Origin of the sequence: Aquabacterium olei (assembly GCF_003100395.1) — a bacterium.
GTDB classification, from domain to species: domain Bacteria; phylum Pseudomonadota; class Gammaproteobacteria; order Burkholderiales; family Burkholderiaceae_C; genus Aquabacterium; species Aquabacterium olei.
Map to the genome: position 1 here is coordinate 260839 of NZ_CP029211.1, position 16084 is coordinate 276922.

Genomic DNA, 16084 nt, shown 5'->3' on the forward strand with positions numbered 1-16084 from the left:
ACCATGAGCCAGCCACGCATCATCAAAGCCGCCGCCGTGCAGATCTCGCCCGTGTTGAACGAGGCCGAAGGCACGCTGCACAAGGTGCTCGACCGCATCGATGCCGCCGCCCGACAGGGCGTGCAGATCATCGTGTTCCCCGAGACCTTCGTGCCGTACTACCCCTACTTCTCGTTCATCCGGCCGCCCATGGCATCCGGGGCCGAGCACATGGCGCTGTACGAGCATGCGGTGGTCGTACCCGGCCCCGTCACCGAAGCCGTGGCCCAGCGCGCCCGCCAGCACGGCATGGTCGTCGTGCTCGGTGTGAACGAGCGCGACCACGGCACGATCTACAACACCCAGCTGATCTTCGACGAGACCGGCACCCTGCGGCTCAAGCGCCGCAAGATCACGCCCACCTTCCACGAGCGCATGGTGTGGGGGCAGGGCGATGGCAGTGGCCTGAAGGTGGTCGACACGGCCGTGGGCCGGGTCGGGGCACTGGCCTGCTGGGAGCACTACAACCCCCTGGCCCGCTATGCCCTCATGGCGCAGCACGAAGAGATCCACTGCGCCCAGTTCCCGGGCTCGCTCGTGGGGCCGATCTTTGCCGACCAGATGGAGGTGACGATCCGCCATCACGCACTCGAGTCTGGCTGCTTCGTCATCAACAGCACGGGCTGGCTGACGGACGAGCAGATCCAGTCCATCACGCCCGAACCCGGCCTTCAGCGTGCGCTGCGCGGGGGCTGCTGCACGGCCATCGTGTCGCCCGAAGGCGTGCATCTGGCGCCGCCGCTGAAGGAGGGCGAAGGCATGCTGGTGGTGGATCTCGACATGAGCCTCATCACCAAACGCAAGCGGATGATGGATTCGGTCGGGCACTACGCGCGGCCGGAGCTGCTGAGCCTGCGGCTGGATGACCGGCCGACGGCGCCGGTGCACCTGCTGGGTGGCACGGGCAACGAGCGTCTGCTTCATCAGCCGATGTCCACGGACCCTGGTGCTGCAGCCCCACCGGATGCCACTGCTGCAGCCCTCGCGCCGCTGAGCCGCGTCGCCTGATCCCTTCGTCCGCGTCCTTGTCCCCAGGAGACTGGCATGGCCCTCTCGACCCTCAGCCCTCACGCCCGCGAGCTCATCACCGAGCTGCAATCCCGAGGCCTGCGCCTGGCGGACCCCGGCGCCGGTGCCCCCAGCCGCCGCGGCGGGGCAGGCCCGTCCGACCACAAGGCCGTGACCATCGACGGGCACACCGTGATGGTGCCCGTCCACTCGGCACCGGCCTTCGACTCGCCCTTCCTGGCCGACGCGCCGGATGCGGCCGGCACGAGCACGCTCAAGCACGGCAGCATCCCCATCGCGCAGATCACCTTTCCGTCGACCCCGCGCTTCTACGAACGCCAGACCGCCGACGGCATCCCCTACCGCCACATCGCGACCCTGCACGGGCGCGATGTGCTGGCCACCACGGTGCTGCAGACCTGCATCCGCTACGAGAGCCGGCGCAAGAGCTGCCAGTTCTGCTCCATCGGGCAATCGCTGGCGGCGGGCCGCACGATCGCGCACAAGACACCGGCCCAGCTGGCCGAGGTGGCCCGCGCGGCGGTCGACCTGGACGGCATTCGCCACATGGTGCTGACGACCGGCACGCCGGCCACGCCCGACCGCGGCGCGGCCGTGCTGGTGGACAGCGCGCGCGCCATCAAGGCCGCCGTGCCGGATCTGCCCATCCAGGCGCAGTGCGAGCCGCCCGACAGCGACCTCTGGTTCCAGCGCTTGAAAGATGCCGGCGTCGACACGCTCGGCATGCACCTGGAGGCTGTCACGCCCGCCGTGCGCGAACGGGTGATGCCGGGCAAGGCCAGTGTGCCGCTGGCACGTTACTTCAGCGCCTTCGAGGCGGCGGTGGCCGTGTTCGGGCGGGGCCAGGTCAGCACCTACATCCTGGCTGGCCTCGGCGACAGCCGGGAAGCCATTCTGGACATGAGCCAGCGCCTGCTCGACATGGGCGTCTACCCCTTCGTGGTGCCCTTCGTGCCCATCAGTGGCACCCCACTGGAAAGCCATCCGGCGCCGACCACCGCGTTCATGCGCTCGGTGCTCGAGCCACTGGGTCAGATGGTGAGCCAGACCGGGCTGCGCGCCAGCGACATCAAGGCCGGCTGCGGGAAGTGTGGCGCCTGCTCGTCGCTGTCGGTGTACGAAACCGCCAGCCCGCTGACCGTTCTCGCCTGACTCAAGGAGCCCGCCATGCAAGCCTTGACCGTCTGTGAGTTGCCGATCGATTTTGCCCCGGCCGCTTTTCGCATCAAGTGCGTGAGCGAGCCCTGGGAGCGACGCGAGGCCCTGGCACTGCGCCGCGCGGTGTTCTGCGTCGAGCAGGGTGTCTTTGTCGGCAACGACCTCGATGCCATCGACGCACACGCCACCCTGCTGGTGGCCTGCGCGTGCGTGGCCGGCGAGTGCGACCAGGTGGTGGGCACGGTGCGCATCCATGAGGCCGAGCCCGGTGTGTGGTGGGGATCGCGCCTGGCGGTGCACCCGTCCTACCGGCACCTTGGTCGACTGGGGGCCACGCTGATCCGCCTGGCGGTCAGCATGGCGCATGCGCGGGGCGCGACGGCCTTCTGGGCGCACGTGCAGCAGCAGAACGTGGCGCTGTTCGAGAAGCTGAACTGGCACCTGCACGGGCCGGTGCAGCTGCACGGCCGGCCCCATGGGTTGATGGAGGCCAGCCTGGCGCACTACCCGCCATGCCATGAACCGGACTGGGGTTACTTCACGCTGCCGCAGGCCCGTGCCCGGGCGTCGGCGTCGGCCGGAGAGCGCCGGACATGAGCCACCCTCAGCGCCCATCCATCGACCTCGCGGCCTTGACGGCACAGTTGCGTGCCAGCCGCGGCTTCGCGCACAAGCAGGACATTGCCGGCGTGGCGCAGGCGCTCTCGCGCCACCTGCCTGGCGGCATGACCGACACCACGCTGGCCCAGCAGGCCGGCATCGGCCTGGGTGACGACTGTGCCGTCATCCCCGATGGGCATGGCGAGCACCTGCTGCTGGCCATCGAAGGCCTGGTCGAGGACTTCGTCAGCGAGATGCCCTGGTTTGCCGGCTACAGCGCCGTCATGGTCAACCTCAGTGACATCGCCGCCATGGGTGGCCGGCCCATCGCGGTGGTCGATGCGCTGTGGAGTGATGGGGTCGGGCAGGCCGAACCCATCGTGCAAGGCATGGCCGCCGCCTCGGCAGCCTATGGCGTGCCCATCGTCGGCGGGCACAGCAACGCACGCGCGCCCCGGCCGCAACTCGCGGTGGCGGTGCTGGGCAAGGCCCGGCGTCTGTTGAGCAGCTTCGCGGCACGGCCGGGTCAGCGGTTGCTGATGGCCGTGGACCTGCGCGGGCAATGGGAGGGCGGCTACCCGTTCTGGAATGCGTCGACGCGGACACCGGCCGACCGCCTGCGGGCCGACCTGGCCCTGCTGCCTCAACTGGCCGAAGAAGGGCTGTGCACCGCCGCGAAAGACATCAGCATGGCCGGTGTGCTGGGCACGGTGTTGATGATGCTCGAGTGCTCCCGAGTGGGCGCCACGGTGGACCTCGCTGCCGTGCCGCATCCACCCGGGCATGGGCCTGCCGATGGGCTGCCTGCGTTGCTGCGGTGGCTGCAGGCCTTTCCGAGCTTCGGCTACGTGCTGGCCGTGGACGATCACCATGTGGCGGCCGTGTGTGCGCGCTTCCACGCCCGCGGGATGGCCTGTGCGCCGATCGGCGCGGTGCAAGCGGGCAGCACCTTGCAATTGCAAGGCGACCCGGACAGCGATCCCGCCTTGCTGTGGGATTGGTCCGTGCAACCCTTCATCGTGCCGCAGCACGAGGCGGAGCCCGCATGAGCCTCCGCCCACTTCGGATCGCCTTGCTCATGCACTCGCTGAACCCGCGGGGCGGGGTGGTGCACACGCTGGAACTGGCCGACGCGCTGGTGGCCCAGGGCCACGACGTGACCGTGATGGCGGCCGCCGCGTCGGGCCAGACGCTGTTCAGGCCCACGCGGGCGCGGCTGTCGATCGCACCGCTCGCGGCCGGTCCCGCCGGGTTGGTGGCCATGGTGCGCCATCGCATCGACGCCATGACCGATCACCTGCGGACCTGGGATGAACTTGCGGACATCGACGTCTTTCACTCGCAGGACAGCATCACCGCCAACGCCCTGGCCAACCTGACGGAAGAGGGCAGGGTGGGGGGCTATGTGCGCACGGTTCACCACCTTGACGCGTTCGATGAGCCGCGGCTGGTCGCATGGCAGGCCAGGGCCGTGAATGCCGCCAGCCTGCTGTTGTGTGTGAGCGACCTGTGGCAGGGCGTGCTGCACCGTGACTGGGCGCGCGAGGCCTGGCGCGTGCACAACGGCGTGAACCTGCTGCGCTACACCCCCGCGGGGACGGCCGAGCAGGCCGCGATGGACCACGAGGCGCTGCGGGCGCTGGGCGTTCAGCCCGCAGGGCCGGTGTGGCTTTCCGTGGGCGGTGTCGAGGCCCGCAAGAACGCCGTGGCTCTGCTGCAGGCATTCGCGCGCGTGCGCCGGCTGGTTCCGCAAGCTCAATTGGTGATCGCCGGGGGCGCCAGCCTGCTTCAGCATGATGCGGCCGTGCAGGCTTTCCAGGCCATTCGACACGAGGCCGGTCTGGCTCCGGGGCAGCCGGATGCCGATCGCCTGGTGTGCACGGGGCCTGTCTCTGATGCCGTTCTCGCCGCACTGTACCGACGGGCCCGAGCGCTCGTGATGCCCTCCCTGAAGGAAGGCTTCGGGCTCGTGGCCCTGGAGGCCATGGCATGCGGGACGCCCGCCCTCGTCTCGCGCCGTGCACCGTTCACCGAGCACTTCCGTGAAGGCGAGGTGCTGTGGGTCGACCCCCTTGATGTGGATGACATCGCCCGCGGCCTCATACAGACCCTCGATCCGCATCACCACGCTGCATTGGCGCGCCAGGCCCGCGACGTGTGCCAGCGCTTCAGCTGGGCGGCCTCGGCCACCCGCCACATCGACCTTTACCAACACCACCTCGCCTGCCATGCCTGAAATGCACTTCACCGTCCGCTGGCCGGACGGCACGGAACAGACCTGCTATTCGCCCTCGCTGGTCGTGCGCGAGCACCTGACGGCCGGGCAACGCTACCCCTTGCCGGAGTTCCTGCAACGCACCCACACCGCCCTGTCCATCGCCTCCGAGCGTGTGCGAGCGAAGTACGGCTTTGCCTGCTCGCGCGCCATGGACCAATGGGCGGAAATCGAGAGCCAGGCCGAGCGCCATAGCGGGTCACCCCAGGCCGAGGTGACGGTCGTGCACCTGGATCCCGCCTGACAGCGTTTCATCCTTTTTCCACACATGCACCCACCCTCCGCGAGGACCCGACCATGCACGCCTCCCCCTCTTCCGTTCCTGCCCATCACGCCGTCCTCATCGTCGGAGGCGGCCAGGCCGGGCTGTCGCTCAGCCACTACCTGCAACAACGCGGCATCGACCACCTCGTGCTGGAGAAGCACACGCCCATGCACGCCTGGCGCACCCAGCGTTGGGACGCCTTCTGTCTGGTGACACCCAACTGGCAGTGCAAGCTGCCCGGCCATGACTACGACGGCCCCGAGCCGCATGGCTTCATGAAGAAGGACCAGATCGTGGCCTACCTGGAGGCCTTCCTGAAGAAGGTGAACCCGCCGATGCAGACCGGCGTGACGGTGCAGCACGTCAAGGCCCGTCCGGAAGGTGGCTACGCCGTACAGACCACGGCTGGTCTCTTCACCGCCGATCAGGTCGTGGTGGCGTCCGGTGGCTACCACGAGCCCGTGGTGCCGCGTCTGGCCGAACGCCTGCCGGCCCACATCACCCAACTGCATTCGGAGCAGTACCGCAACCCACAGAGCCTGCCTGAAGGGGGCGTGCTGGTCGTGGGCTCGGGCCAGTCCGGGGCGCAGATTGCCGAAGACCTGCACCTGGCCGGCAAGCGGGTGCACCTCGCGGTGGGTGATGCGCCACGGTGTGCGCGCTTCTACCGCGGCCGTGATGTGGTCGACTGGCTGGCCGACATGGGCTACTACGACATGCCGGTGGACCAGCACCCGCTGCGCGAAGGCGTGCGCGACAACACCAACCACTATGTGACCGGCCGCGATGGCGGGCGCGACATCGACCTGCGCGCCTTCGCGAAGCAGGGCATGAAGCTGTACGGTCTGCTGGACAGTCTGCAGGACGGTGTGGTCTCGTTCCAGGACAACCTGAAGGCGGCGCTGGACCAGGCCGACAAGGTCTACAACGGGATCAACGCGGCCATCGACAAGCACATTGCCGAACAGGGCATCGACGCCCCCGCGTGCGAGGTTTACGAGCCGGTCTGGCAACCCGATGGCAACCACACGCGGCTGGATCTGGCGGCCGAAGGCATCACCTCGGTCATCTGGTGCATCGGCTTCAAGCCGGACTTCAGCTGGCTGGATGCGCCGGTGTTCAACGGCCGGGGCCAGCCGGTCCACCACCGGGGCGTCACCCGGCAGGCGGGACTGTACTTCCTGGGGCTGCCGTGGCTGTACACCTGGGGATCGGGCCGGTTCTCGGGCGTGGCGCGCGATGCGCTGTACCTGGCCGAGGCCATCGAGAAGCAGGCGCTGCGCGCACCCGTGGCGGCCCGTGAGCCCGCCCTGCACAGCTGACAGGGCATCTGATACGGTGTTTTCTTCAGAAAACCGATCACACCATCCCAGGCCGCCGTGCGGGAGCATGGCGGCATGACATCGGATCTCACCTCCACCGGCGCTGAGCAGGCCGCGCCATCCCGCCTGACTTCCGTCGCACGCCGTGGGCTGTTGCGCTGTGCCGTGCCCCTGGCGCAGGGCGGCGACGGCGCCCCGGTTGACGAACTGGTCAGCCGGATCCGCGAGCTGGCCGGTCAGGACATGGCCTCCGCCCGCATCGCGTGGGCCCAGCGCCTCGCCATCGAGGCACTGGTTCACAGTCCCAACATCGCGCTGCGCGAGCACCTCTTGCCCGATCTGCTGACCGGGGCCCTGGCCGGCACCTTGTCCTGGCGCCAGGACCTCACCCTGGCCTCCGCACGGTCGCTGGTTCAGGCACAGCCGCTGGAGCGCGGCTGGCACCTGAACGGCCTGCTCGACGACGTGCCCAACCTGCAGTGGGAGGGCTATGTGGTCGTGTGCCCGGTGCGCTTTGATGCGCAGGTGGGCCAGCCCCAGCGCTGGGCCTGGGTGGTCCTGCGCAGTGAAGAGGACGGTCTGCGCCACCTGATCGACGTGGCCCGCCCCCAGGACGTGGCCACCGCCAGCGGCACCGTCCGCCTGAACAACGTCTATTTCCGTGAGGACGAGCTGCTGGCCGACGACCCGCACCGCCTCGCCCTGCACCTGCAACTGCTCGATCAGGCCCTGCGTCCCGCGATGCTGGCGGCGGCGCTGAGCCGGCCTGCGCCTGTCCACAAGAAGTACGAGGTCTGACCATGTCGTCCACCCCCCGCGTGATCCCCATCCAGCCCGTGTCCCTGATGCCGGGCGTGGAGGCTGCCAGCAAGGTGCAGCCCAAGTCCGTCAAGGGCCGATTCAGCCGCCTGCGCTGGCTGATGCTGGCTCTGACCCAGCTCTTCTTCTTCGGCCTGCCCTGGCTGGAATGGCAGGGCCGCCAGATGGTGCGCTTCGACCTGGAAGCCAAGCGCTTCTACCTGGGCAGCCTGATCTTCCTGCCGCAGGACCTGATCTTCCTCACCGGCCTGCTGGTGTTCTGCGCGATGCTGCTGTTCGCGGCCACCACCCTGGCCGGCCGCGTGTGGTGCGGCTTCAGTTGCCCGCAGACGGTGTACACCTCGCTGTTCATGTGGGTCGAGCGGCACACCGAGGGCGACCGCTACCAGCGCATCCGGCTCGATCAGTCGGGCTGGACCGCCAACAAGCTGCTGCGCCGGGGCGGCAAGCACGCTCTGTGGATCGCCATCAGCCTGTGGACGGGCTTTACCTTCGTGGGCTGGTTCTCGCCCATCCGCGAAGTCGGGCCGCAGATCCTGTACGGCACCGTCGGCTTCTGGGATGCGTTCTGGAGTCTGTTCTATGGCGTGGCCTGCTATGGCAACGCAGGTTTCCTGCGCGAGAAGGTGTGCCTGCACATGTGCCCCTACGGTCGCTTCCAGGGTGCCCTGATGGACAGCGAGACCCTGATCGTGGGCTATGACGTGAAGCGGGGTGAGCCGCGGGGCGTGCCCCGCAAGGGCAGCGACGAGCCCTCGCGCCCGGGCGCCTGTGTGGACTGCACCCTGTGCGTCCAGGTCTGCCCCACCGGCGTGGACATCCGCAATGGCCTGCAGGCCGGATGCATCGGCTGCGCGCTCTGCATCGACGCGTGCGATGCCGTCATGGACAAGATCGGTCAGCCGCGTGGTCTGATCCGCTACGCCCGGCAGCGCGAGCTTCAGGGTGAGGGGCAGGCCAGCCAGGCCGCCACGCCGGGCAACCTCGGTGGCCTTTTCATGCGCCATCGTCTCCGCCTGTATGCTGGCGTGATGGGCGGCTTGCTGCTCGCCATGGCCTGGTCGGTGGCGCACCGCCCCGACATCCGCGTGGACGTCATCCGCGACCGGGGCGTGATGGCCCGTCTGGTCGAGGACGGCGCCGTTGAAAACCTCTATCGCTTGCAACTCATGAACCAGACCGAGCAGCCTCAGCGCATTGCGATCACCGTCGAAGGCTTGCCGGGCGCTCAGGTGATGAGCCGGTCGGACATCGTCCTGTCGCCGGTGGCCGACATGCAGTGGACCGTGTCGGTGCGACTGCCCGTGTCCCAGGCCGCCAGGCTGGCAGGTCAGACCCTGCCGATCCGGTTCCAGGTGGCCAGCCGCAGCGCGACACGGGCCGACCTCGTGTCCGAAGGCAGCACCTTCATCGTGCCGCGATGAGGCCCCGCCCGGCCGGCGAGATCGGCGCCCGCCATGCAAGCGACAACCTGAGGGGCATGGCCTGGATGGTGCTGGCGATGGCCGCTTTTGCGCTGGAAGACGCCTTGCTCAAGCAGGTGGCCCGCATGCTGCCGATCGGCCAGGTCCTGGTGCTGTTCGGGATCGGGGGCGCGCTGGTGTTCGGGCTCTACCGACGCGAGGGCACGCAGCCCCTCTGGCACGCCGATGCGCGCTCGAAGCCCATGTGGGTGCGGGCCGGATTCGAGATCACGGGCCGCCTGTTCTATGTGCTGGCCATTGCCCTGACACCGCTGTCTTCCGCGACGGCCATCCTGCAGGCCACGCCGGTGCTGGTGGTGCTGGGCGCACGCTTTTACTTCGGCGAACGGGTGGGCACCGTGCGTTGGGTGGCGGTGCTGCTGGGCCTGGCCGGCGTCGCCGTGGTCCTGAGGCCGACCGCGGGCGACTTCTCCGTGCTCTCCCTGCTGACGGTGGTCGGCATGGTGGGCTTCGCCGGGCGTGACCTGGCCAGCCGTGCGGTGCCCGTGACGCTGGGCACGCGCCACCTCGGCTTCTACGGCTTTCTGGCCGTGGTGGTGGCCGGTGCGCTGTATGCCGTCAGGCAAGGGCAGGCATGGGTCTGGCCGGATCGCGCGGGCGTGGTGGCCCTGGTTGTGGCCGTGCTGGTGGGCACCGGGGCCTATGCTTCGCTGATGAAAGCCATGCGCACGGGCGATGTGGCAGCGGTCACGCCGCTGCGCTACACGCGCCTGTTGTTTGGCATTGGCCTGGGTGTAGTGGCGTTCGATGAGACGGTGGATGCCGCCACCGCGGTGGGATGCGGCGTGATTCTGTGTGCAGGCCTGCTGCTCGCGCTGAACGCGCGACGGAGCGGCCTGACATAGCGCCACGCCCCCGCGTTGTGCCGGGTGACGCGGGTGTGTTACCAGGCGACCGCAGCGTATTTGGTGACGAGGTACTCGTCGAGCCCCTGACGACCGCCCTCCCGGCCGATGCCTGACTGCTTCATACCGCCGAAGGGCGCCACCTCTGTGGAAATCAGCCCTGTGTTCACGCCCACCATGCCGCTCTCGAGTGCTTCCTTGACCCGGTGTACACGGCCAATGTCGCGGCTGTAGAAATAGCTGGCCAGACCGAAAGGCGAATCGTTGGCCAATGCAATGACTTCTTCTTCGGTGCGAAAGCGGACGAGGGCGGCCAATGGGCCGAAAGTTTCCTCGCGCGTCACGCGTGCGTCAGCTGGGACCTCGGTCAGCACGGTGGGCGCAAAGAAATGGCCTTGAGCCAGTTCACCCCCGCGCAGACGCTCGCCGCCCAGCCGCAGCGCGGCGCCGCGCTGAAGGGCGTCCTGCACGTGCTCCGCCACCTTATTGCATGCGGCTTCGTTGATGAGAGGGCCTGCCGTGACCCCGTCATGCGTGCCATTGCCCACGCGCAATGCCGATACCGCGGGCAGCAACTTCTCGACGAAGGCGTCGTACACCGCGTCCTGCACATAAATGCGATTGGCACACACACAAGTCTGTCCGCTGTTGCGGAACTTGGAGGCCATGGCTCCCTGCACGGCGGCATCCAGGTCTGCATCATCAAAGACGATGAAGGGCGCGTTGCCACCAAGCTCCAGAGACAGCTTCTTGACGCTGCCGGCGCATTGCCCATAAAGGAGTTTGCCCACCGCTGTGGAGCCCGTGAAGCTCAGCTTGCGCACCACCTCGCTGGCGCAGAGTGTGGCGCCAATGACCTTGGGGTCTCCAGTGATGACCTGCAGCAGGTTGCCGGGGATGCCGGCCTCCTGGGCCAGCTGCGCGAGGGCCAGGGCCGACAGCGGGGTGGCTTCAGCAGGTTTCACGATCATCGGATTGCCGGCGGCCAGCGCCGGTGCAACCTTGCGGGTGATCATGGCCAGAGGAAAGTTCCATGGTGTGATGGCCGCGCACACGCCAATGGGTTCACGGGTGACCACCAGCTGCCGGTCGGCTACCGGGCTGGGGATGGTTTCGCCGTAGATGCGTCGGGCTTCTTCAGCAAACCAAGCGATGTATGCCGCTGCATAGGCGACTTCACCGCGAGCCTCGGCCAGCGGCTTGCCTTGCTCGGACGTCAGCAGCAGGGCGAGGTCGTCGAGGTGCACCAGCATCAGATCGTGCCAGCGCATCAGCAGCTTGCCGCGTGTCGCTGCGGTCTGCCGTCTCCACGCGTGCCAGGCTAGCCTTGCGGCCTCTATGGCACGGAGGGTCTCCGCTTCGCCGAGCAGGGGCACGTGCGCTAGCACCTCACCGTTGGCTGGGTTGTGCACGGAAAATCGGGCGTGGGCGTCTGCGTCGGCCCATTCGCCTGCGAAAAAGGCCTGCTGACGCAACAGTTCGGGATGTTTCAGGGTGAGCATGGGCGTTCACGCCGGCTGAGCGTGTGGTGAAAGAGATCGCGGTTGATGGGAGGGTCAGCTCTGCTCTTGATGCAGTGCTTCGAGCGCACGTGCTGCGGCCTGCCGTACGTGGGCCTCTGCCGCTCTTTGCGCTGCCTCGGGCTGACGTTGACGGATCGCTTCCAGGACCTGCTTCATTTCCGCCGGGCCACTGCTGCTGCGTTCCCGACTGGTGATCGTGATGGCACGCAAGCGGTTGATGCGGGCGTTCAGGCTCTGGACGATGCTCCAGGCCACTGCTTCACGGCCTGCCGAGAACATCACTTCATAGAAACGGGTCGTCTCGGCCAACACCCCGACATGGTCGTTCTGCGCAAACGAGGCTTCAATCAACATGAGCGCGGCCGCCATGCGGACGATGGCCTGTTCATCGGCCAGTCTGGCGCAGGATGCTGCAGCATGCCCCTCAAGCAGCGCACGGATCTCGTAGATCTGGCGGGTGGTCTCGAGATCGATCGTTGCCACCATGGGGCCCTGCCCCTGAGGCGTTTCCACCAAACCTTCTGTTTCGAGGTGACGCAGGACTTCCCGCACGATGGTGCGGCTGACCCCGAGTTCGTCGCACAGCGTCCTCTCCACCAGGCGCTGACCTGGCTGAAAGTACTGTCCGATGATGGCGTTGCGCATCTTCTCCAGGGTCAACTCCCGCAGGGTCTTCTGGTTGCGGTCGATCCGGAGTGAGCTACCTTGGGCTGGCATGAATCAACTCTCTTGGCGGAGTGTGCGGGACCCGGGTGGGCCCCGCGTGACACGGGTTGGCTGAGATTGTCGCAGGCGTTCTCAGAAGCTGTGGTTCAGGCCCACACCGTAGCCTAGCTTGCCGTCGTTCGCATGCGGCTTGTAGTGGCTCAGGTTGGTGTAGATGTAGGTACGCTTCGAGAGTGGCAGCCGGGCGCCGACGGACGCCATGCGATTGACCTCGTCACCGATCGACTGCCGACCCAGGCTGGCCTGCAGGAGCACCGAGGTGAGCTGCCAGGTGGCACCCATCGTGGCTGCGTGCGCCGTGCTGTTGCTGAGGGTGCCCTTGTAGGTGCTGATGTCGTAGGCGCCCATGACGGCAACCGGACCGAAGGACTGCTTCAAGCCGAGGAACTTGACCGTGTCGCCATCGCCGTTGCGCCCGGTTGCCAGCATGGCACTGAAACCACCCTCGGCGTATTTCAATGCGCCAGACAGCGGCTTCGATTGACCGGCTCCCGCTGCGGTCGCCTTTTCAGGCGAGCCGGAGACCGACAGGGAGAAGCCGCCATAGGTGGGCGAGTCGTAGAAGATGCCGTTGCTCATCCGGAAGTACTCGGCGCTGCCATTGTTGCTGCGGCGGTCGACAGCGTAGTTGTAATGCCAGAAACTCCAGGCCGGAGAAGCGAGGCGATCGAAGTTGTCCCACGGGTCGTATGCCCAGTCGTTGGCGGTGACGGCGTCCATGGCCCGGCCGACGCGAATGTGGCCGAAGCCACCCTTGATGCCCACGGTGGATTCCCCGTGCCAGAAGGGCTTGTTCGTCAGCTCGGTGGAGCCGGTGTCGGTTTCGAAGCGGGTACTGAGTTTGAACGTGGCGGCCAGCCCGCCACCCAGGTCTTCGTTGCCGCTGAAGGTCAGGTTGCTGCGCGACAGCGGACCGATCTGCGTGCCCTTGGCGGTGTTGTAGCCATTGCCGCGGTAGGCAGCAATGTCCATGGTGCCCGAGAGGGTCACATTGGATTGGGCCATTGCACTGACCGCAGCCAGAGACAGTGCCGCGAGGGCCAACGTGCGGGCACGCAGAGAAGAAAGGACGGAACTACGGGACATGGTCATCTTCCTTGTTGGTGGGAGGGGGGAGCGAACAGGTAAAGCGGGGCCAGCAGGGCCGTTTTCCGGCCCTGGAACGGGGGGGTGATTCAGCGGGCGGTCGGGACGTCAGGCTGCCGCGTGCACCTGGCTTTGGGCGATGTCCCAGCTGAGGTGGGCGGTGGATCCGATCTGCCAGTCGGCCGGCACGCCAGGGCGAAGGGGGACGCGGATGTCGAGGTCCTGCTCCCAGGCTGTACTGAGATGAACCTGCATGACGTCACCGAGGTAGCTCAGGTCGGTCACGCGAACAGGGATGCTCGGGCCGTCGTGCCGCGCTGCGTGCTGCAGTGACAGACGGTCGGGGCGCAGCATGAGCGCCGCGTCGGCGCCTGTCGGTGCGTCACAGCGCAAGGGCGCATTGGCTACGCGACGTCCATCGGGCAGGACGACGTCGGCAAGCCCCCCTCGGCGCTGTTCCAGCTTGACGGGCAGGAAGTTGCTGTGGCCGATGAAGCCCGCCACAAAACGGGTGGCGGGGTGCTCGTACAGCTCGTGGCCCGTGCCCACCTGTTCGATGCGTCCTTTGTTAAACACGGCAATGCGATCAGACAGACGCAGCGCTTCCTCCTGATCGTGGGTCACGTACAGGATCGTGATGCCCGTGTCGTGATGAATGCGTTTGAGCTCGAACTGGATCTCCTCGCGCAGTTGCTTGTCAAGCGCCGACAGCGGCTCGTCCATCAGCAACACCGGCGGGTTGTAGGCCAGCGCGCGGGCGATGGCCACCCGCTGCTGTTGCCCGCCCGAGAGCTGGCTGGGCTTGCGGTCGCCGTGCTGATGCAGGTGAACCAGCTTGAGCATGGCCTGCACCCGCTCGGCGATGCGAGATCTCTCCCAGCCGCGCACTCGCAACGGGAAGGCAACGTTCTCCGCCACGCTGAGGTGGGGAAACAGCGTGTAGCGCTGAAACACCATGCCGATGTTGCGCTCGTTGGGTGGCACATTGAGCAGCGGTTTGCCGGCAAGCTGCACTGTGCCTTCGGTCGGATCCTGGAAGCCGGCGGTGATGTAGAGCGTCGTGCTCTTGCCTGAGCCTGACGGGCCGAGGAAGGTCATGAACTCACCCTCGCGGATGTCCAGCGACACGCCGTCGATCGCCACGGATTGGCCGTAGGTCTTGCGCAGGCCGCGGATGCTCAGGAAGGGGGCGTCAGGGGTTGTCGTTTCAGTGGCCATGGTCGTCGTCTTTCTTGAACAGGGCAGCAATCAGCATGAAGAGCAGGGTGATGCCGATCAGCACGGTGGACACCGCAGCGATCACGGGTGACAGGTCTTGCCGCAGGGCGCTCCAGATGCGCACTGGAAGGGTTTCCATGCCGGGCGTCGCCATGAAGATGGAAACGACCACTTCGTCCCAGGACACTAGGAAGGAGAACACGCCGGCGGCGAACAGGCTGAGGCGCAGGGCGGGCAGCGTGACACGCCACTTCACCTGCCATGGAGTGGCGCCGCAGATCAAGGCCGCCTCCTCGAGCGCGAAGTCATAGCCTTCGAGTGCGTTGCACAGCGTGATGATGGAGAAGGGCAGTGCAATCACCAGGTGGCCGATGACGAAGCCCACAAAAGTACCCGTCAGGCCGACCTTGAGACACAGTGCGTACAGCGCCACGGCCAGCACCACCACGGGCAAGACCATCGGGGTGATGAAAAAGCCTCGGAGTAGCGCGCGCCCCGGGAAGGTGCCTCGTACCAGCGCCAGGGCTGTGATGAACCCGAGGCTGACGGACAGCGCGGTCACGACGAGCGCGACGCGGGTGCTGTGCCACATCGCCTGCAGCCATCCGGGATCGGCCCACATTTCGCGGTACCACTGCAGCGTCCAGCCAGGCGGGGGAAAGATGAGCCAGGGTGAGGAGCCGAAGGACAGCAGGGTGATGAAGACGATCGGTGCGAGGAGGAACGCCACCACGAGTGTGCCGATGGCGCCCAGGCTCAGACGGAGGGGGAGGCCCAGGCGATCATGGTCAAGCAGCATGCTGGCCTCCCTTCGCTGGGAAGAGTTTGAGTTGAAGGGCGTACAGGCCCAGGGTGATGACGAGCAGCACCAGGGAGGCGGCCCCTGCAAGGCCCCAGTTGAGAAGGGACTGCACCAGCTGGGCGATCAGTTCGGCCAGCATCATGTGGCTGGCGCCCCCAAGCAAGGCGGGGGTCACGAAGTAGCCCAGAGACATTACAAACACCATCAGCGCGCCGCTGGCGACACCGGGCAGGGCCAGTGGCCAAAGCACCAGCCAGAACGCCTGCCAGCGCGAGGCGCCACACGTGGCGGCGGCACGCAGGATCGCCGGGTCCAGCGCCTTGATCGTCGCGTGCAGGGGCAGAACCAGGAAGGGCAGCATGATGTAGGTCATGCCGATGGTGACGCCCGTGAGGTTGTTGACCAAGGCGAGTGGTTCGTCGATGACGCCCCATTTCATCAAGGTCTGGTTGATGAAGCCAGTGCGTTGCAGCAGCACCATCCAGGCGTAGGTCCGAACCAGCAGGTTGGTCCACATGGATAGCAGCAGGCAGCCCATCAGGAACCGGCTCCAGCGGCTCGGCATGATGGCCATCAGCCAGGCGACCGGGAAGCCCAACACCACCGTTACCACCGTGACCACGGAGGCGACCAGCAAGGTGTTGTAGAGCACCTTGACGTAGGTCCAGCTGCCAACAAGTTCTGCGTAGTGCTGCAGGCCGAACTCGGGCTCTGTGATGCTGCGCAGGAGCAGGCTCAGAACGGGCAGCACGAAGAACAGAGCCAGCAGGGCCAGGGAGGGGGTGAGCCAGGCGAGGCCGCTGCGCCGTCTGGGCGGTGCAGCGGCGGCCGGTAGAGCCAAGGTGGCCGTCATGGTGTCAGTGGGCATGGGTTCATCCTCTAGGGGCAAGCGC

At 67.1% G+C, this 16084-nt stretch carries 16 protein-coding genes; 10 read left to right on the plus strand and 6 right to left on the minus strand.

Features of this window, described 5'->3' with window-relative positions; genetic code table 11:
* Positions 1-3 precede the first annotated feature (3 nt).
* The 10 genes from DEH84_RS18515 (at position 4) to DEH84_RS18560 (ending at position 9836) form a co-directional block, all read left to right on the plus strand.
* Positions 4-1047, plus strand: a complete 1044-nt coding sequence (locus DEH84_RS18515) for a Nit6803 family nitrilase (RefSeq protein WP_109038686.1) — start codon at positions 4-6, stop codon at positions 1045-1047.
* A 75-nt stretch (positions 1048-1122) separates the two neighbouring features.
* Complete coding sequence (locus DEH84_RS18520; RefSeq protein WP_109038789.1) at positions 1123-2220, plus strand: MSMEG_0568 family radical SAM protein; 1098 nt, start codon at positions 1123-1125, stop codon at positions 2218-2220.
* A gap of 15 nt (positions 2221-2235) precedes the next feature.
* A complete protein-coding gene (locus tag DEH84_RS18525) occupies positions 2236-2823 on the plus strand; it encodes an MSMEG_0567/Sll0786 family nitrogen starvation N-acetyltransferase (protein ID WP_109038687.1) in 588 nt (195 codons plus the stop codon).
* Positions 2820-3875, plus strand: coding sequence for a sll0787 family AIR synthase-like protein (locus DEH84_RS18530; RefSeq protein ID WP_109038688.1), 1056 nt, complete (start codon positions 2820-2822; stop codon positions 3873-3875). The genes DEH84_RS18525 and DEH84_RS18530 overlap by 4 nt, the downstream gene beginning before the upstream one ends.
* A complete protein-coding gene (locus tag DEH84_RS18535) occupies positions 3872-5062 on the plus strand; it encodes an MSMEG_0565 family glycosyltransferase (protein ID WP_109038689.1) in 1191 nt (396 codons plus the stop codon). Before DEH84_RS18530 ends, DEH84_RS18535 begins: the two co-directional genes overlap by 4 nt.
* The gene (locus tag DEH84_RS18540; RefSeq protein ID WP_109038690.1) at positions 5055-5345 is read left to right on the plus strand and encodes an MSMEG_0570 family nitrogen starvation response protein; all 291 of its coding nucleotides are present in this window, start codon (positions 5055-5057) and stop codon (positions 5343-5345) included. Before DEH84_RS18535 ends, DEH84_RS18540 begins: the two co-directional genes overlap by 8 nt.
* 53 nt (positions 5346-5398) lie before the next feature.
* Positions 5399-6688 (plus strand): MSMEG_0569 family flavin-dependent oxidoreductase, encoded by a 1290-nt coding sequence (locus tag DEH84_RS18545; RefSeq protein WP_109038691.1) that lies wholly within the window; start codon positions 5399-5401, stop codon positions 6686-6688.
* Positions 6689-6763: 75 nt separating this feature from the next.
* Entirely contained in the window at positions 6764-7486 is a 723-nt protein-coding gene (locus DEH84_RS18550; protein WP_109038692.1) for an acyl-CoA dehydrogenase family protein, read from the plus strand.
* A 2-nt stretch (positions 7487-7488) separates the two neighbouring features.
* Entirely contained in the window at positions 7489-8931 is a 1443-nt protein-coding gene (ccoG, locus tag DEH84_RS18555; protein WP_109038693.1) for a cytochrome c oxidase accessory protein CcoG, read from the plus strand.
* Positions 8928-9836 carry a DMT family transporter gene (locus DEH84_RS18560; RefSeq protein WP_245932808.1) on the plus strand — a complete coding sequence of 303 codons (909 nt, stop codon included), beginning with the start codon at positions 8928-8930 and terminating at the stop codon, positions 9834-9836. Before ccoG ends, DEH84_RS18560 begins: the two co-directional genes overlap by 4 nt.
* 38 nt (positions 9837-9874) lie before the next feature.
* On the opposite strand, the gene DEH84_RS18565 is transcribed toward DEH84_RS18560, so the two are convergent.
* The 6 genes from DEH84_RS18565 to DEH84_RS18590 form a co-directional block, all read right to left on the minus strand.
* Positions 9875-11338 carry an NAD-dependent succinate-semialdehyde dehydrogenase gene (locus tag DEH84_RS18565; RefSeq protein ID WP_109038694.1) on the minus strand — a complete coding sequence of 488 codons (1464 nt, stop codon included), beginning with the start codon at positions 11336-11338 and terminating at the stop codon, positions 9875-9877.
* 54 nt (positions 11339-11392) lie between these two features.
* On the minus strand, positions 11393-12004 hold the full coding sequence (locus DEH84_RS18570; RefSeq protein WP_245932809.1) for a GntR family transcriptional regulator: 612 nt from the start codon (positions 12002-12004) through the stop codon (positions 11393-11395).
* Between the two features lie 153 nt (positions 12005-12157).
* Entirely contained in the window at positions 12158-13171 is a 1014-nt protein-coding gene (locus tag DEH84_RS18575) for a porin (RefSeq protein ID WP_109038791.1), read from the minus strand.
* 108 nt (positions 13172-13279) lie between these two features.
* Positions 13280-14389: an ABC transporter ATP-binding protein gene (locus tag DEH84_RS18580; RefSeq protein ID WP_109038696.1), complete on the minus strand. Its 1110-nt coding sequence runs from the start codon at positions 14387-14389 to the stop codon at positions 13280-13282.
* Positions 14379-15188, minus strand: a complete 810-nt coding sequence (locus DEH84_RS18585; protein ID WP_109038697.1) for an ABC transporter permease — start codon at positions 15186-15188, stop codon at positions 14379-14381. The genes DEH84_RS18580 and DEH84_RS18585 overlap by 11 nt, the downstream gene beginning before the upstream one ends.
* Complete coding sequence (locus DEH84_RS18590; protein WP_109038698.1) at positions 15178-16059, minus strand: ABC transporter permease; 882 nt, start codon at positions 16057-16059, stop codon at positions 15178-15180. The genes DEH84_RS18585 and DEH84_RS18590 overlap by 11 nt, the downstream gene beginning before the upstream one ends.
* Positions 16060-16084: the final 25 nt, after the last annotated feature.

Coding starts and splice junctions, on each gene's coding strand:
- DEH84_RS18515 (WP_109038686.1), top strand. CDS start 4: ATGAGCCAGCCACGCATCATCAAAGCCGCCGCCGTGCAGATCTCGCCC.
- DEH84_RS18525 (WP_109038687.1), top strand. CDS start 2,236: ATGCAAGCCTTGACCGTCTGTGAGTTGCCGATCGATTTTGCCCCGGCC.
- DEH84_RS18530 (WP_109038688.1), top strand. CDS start 2,820: ATGAGCCACCCTCAGCGCCCATCCATCGACCTCGCGGCCTTGACGGCA.
- DEH84_RS18535 (WP_109038689.1), top strand. CDS start 3,872: ATGAGCCTCCGCCCACTTCGGATCGCCTTGCTCATGCACTCGCTGAAC.
- DEH84_RS18540 (WP_109038690.1), top strand. CDS start 5,055: ATGCCTGAAATGCACTTCACCGTCCGCTGGCCGGACGGCACGGAACAG.
- DEH84_RS18545 (WP_109038691.1), top strand. CDS start 5,399: ATGCACGCCTCCCCCTCTTCCGTTCCTGCCCATCACGCCGTCCTCATC.
- DEH84_RS18550 (WP_109038692.1), top strand. CDS start 6,764: ATGACATCGGATCTCACCTCCACCGGCGCTGAGCAGGCCGCGCCATCC.
- ccoG (WP_109038693.1), top strand. CDS start 7,489: ATGTCGTCCACCCCCCGCGTGATCCCCATCCAGCCCGTGTCCCTGATG.
- DEH84_RS18560 (WP_245932808.1), top strand. CDS start 8,928: ATGAGGCCCCGCCCGGCCGGCGAGATCGGCGCCCGCCATGCAAGCGAC.
- DEH84_RS18565 (WP_109038694.1), bottom strand. CDS start 11,338: ATGCTCACCCTGAAACATCCCGAACTGTTGCGTCAGCAGGCCTTTTTC.
- DEH84_RS18570 (WP_245932809.1), bottom strand. CDS start 12,004: ATGCGCAACGCCATCATCGGACAGTACTTTCAGCCAGGTCAGCGCCTG.
- DEH84_RS18575 (WP_109038791.1), bottom strand. CDS start 13,171: ATGTCCCGTAGTTCCGTCCTTTCTTCTCTGCGTGCCCGCACGTTGGCC.
- DEH84_RS18580 (WP_109038696.1), bottom strand. CDS start 14,389: ATGGCCACTGAAACGACAACCCCTGACGCCCCCTTCCTGAGCATCCGC.
- DEH84_RS18585 (WP_109038697.1), bottom strand. CDS start 15,188: ATGCTGCTTGACCATGATCGCCTGGGCCTCCCCCTCCGTCTGAGCCTG.
- DEH84_RS18590 (WP_109038698.1), bottom strand. CDS start 16,059: ATGCCCACTGACACCATGACGGCCACCTTGGCTCTACCGGCCGCCGCT.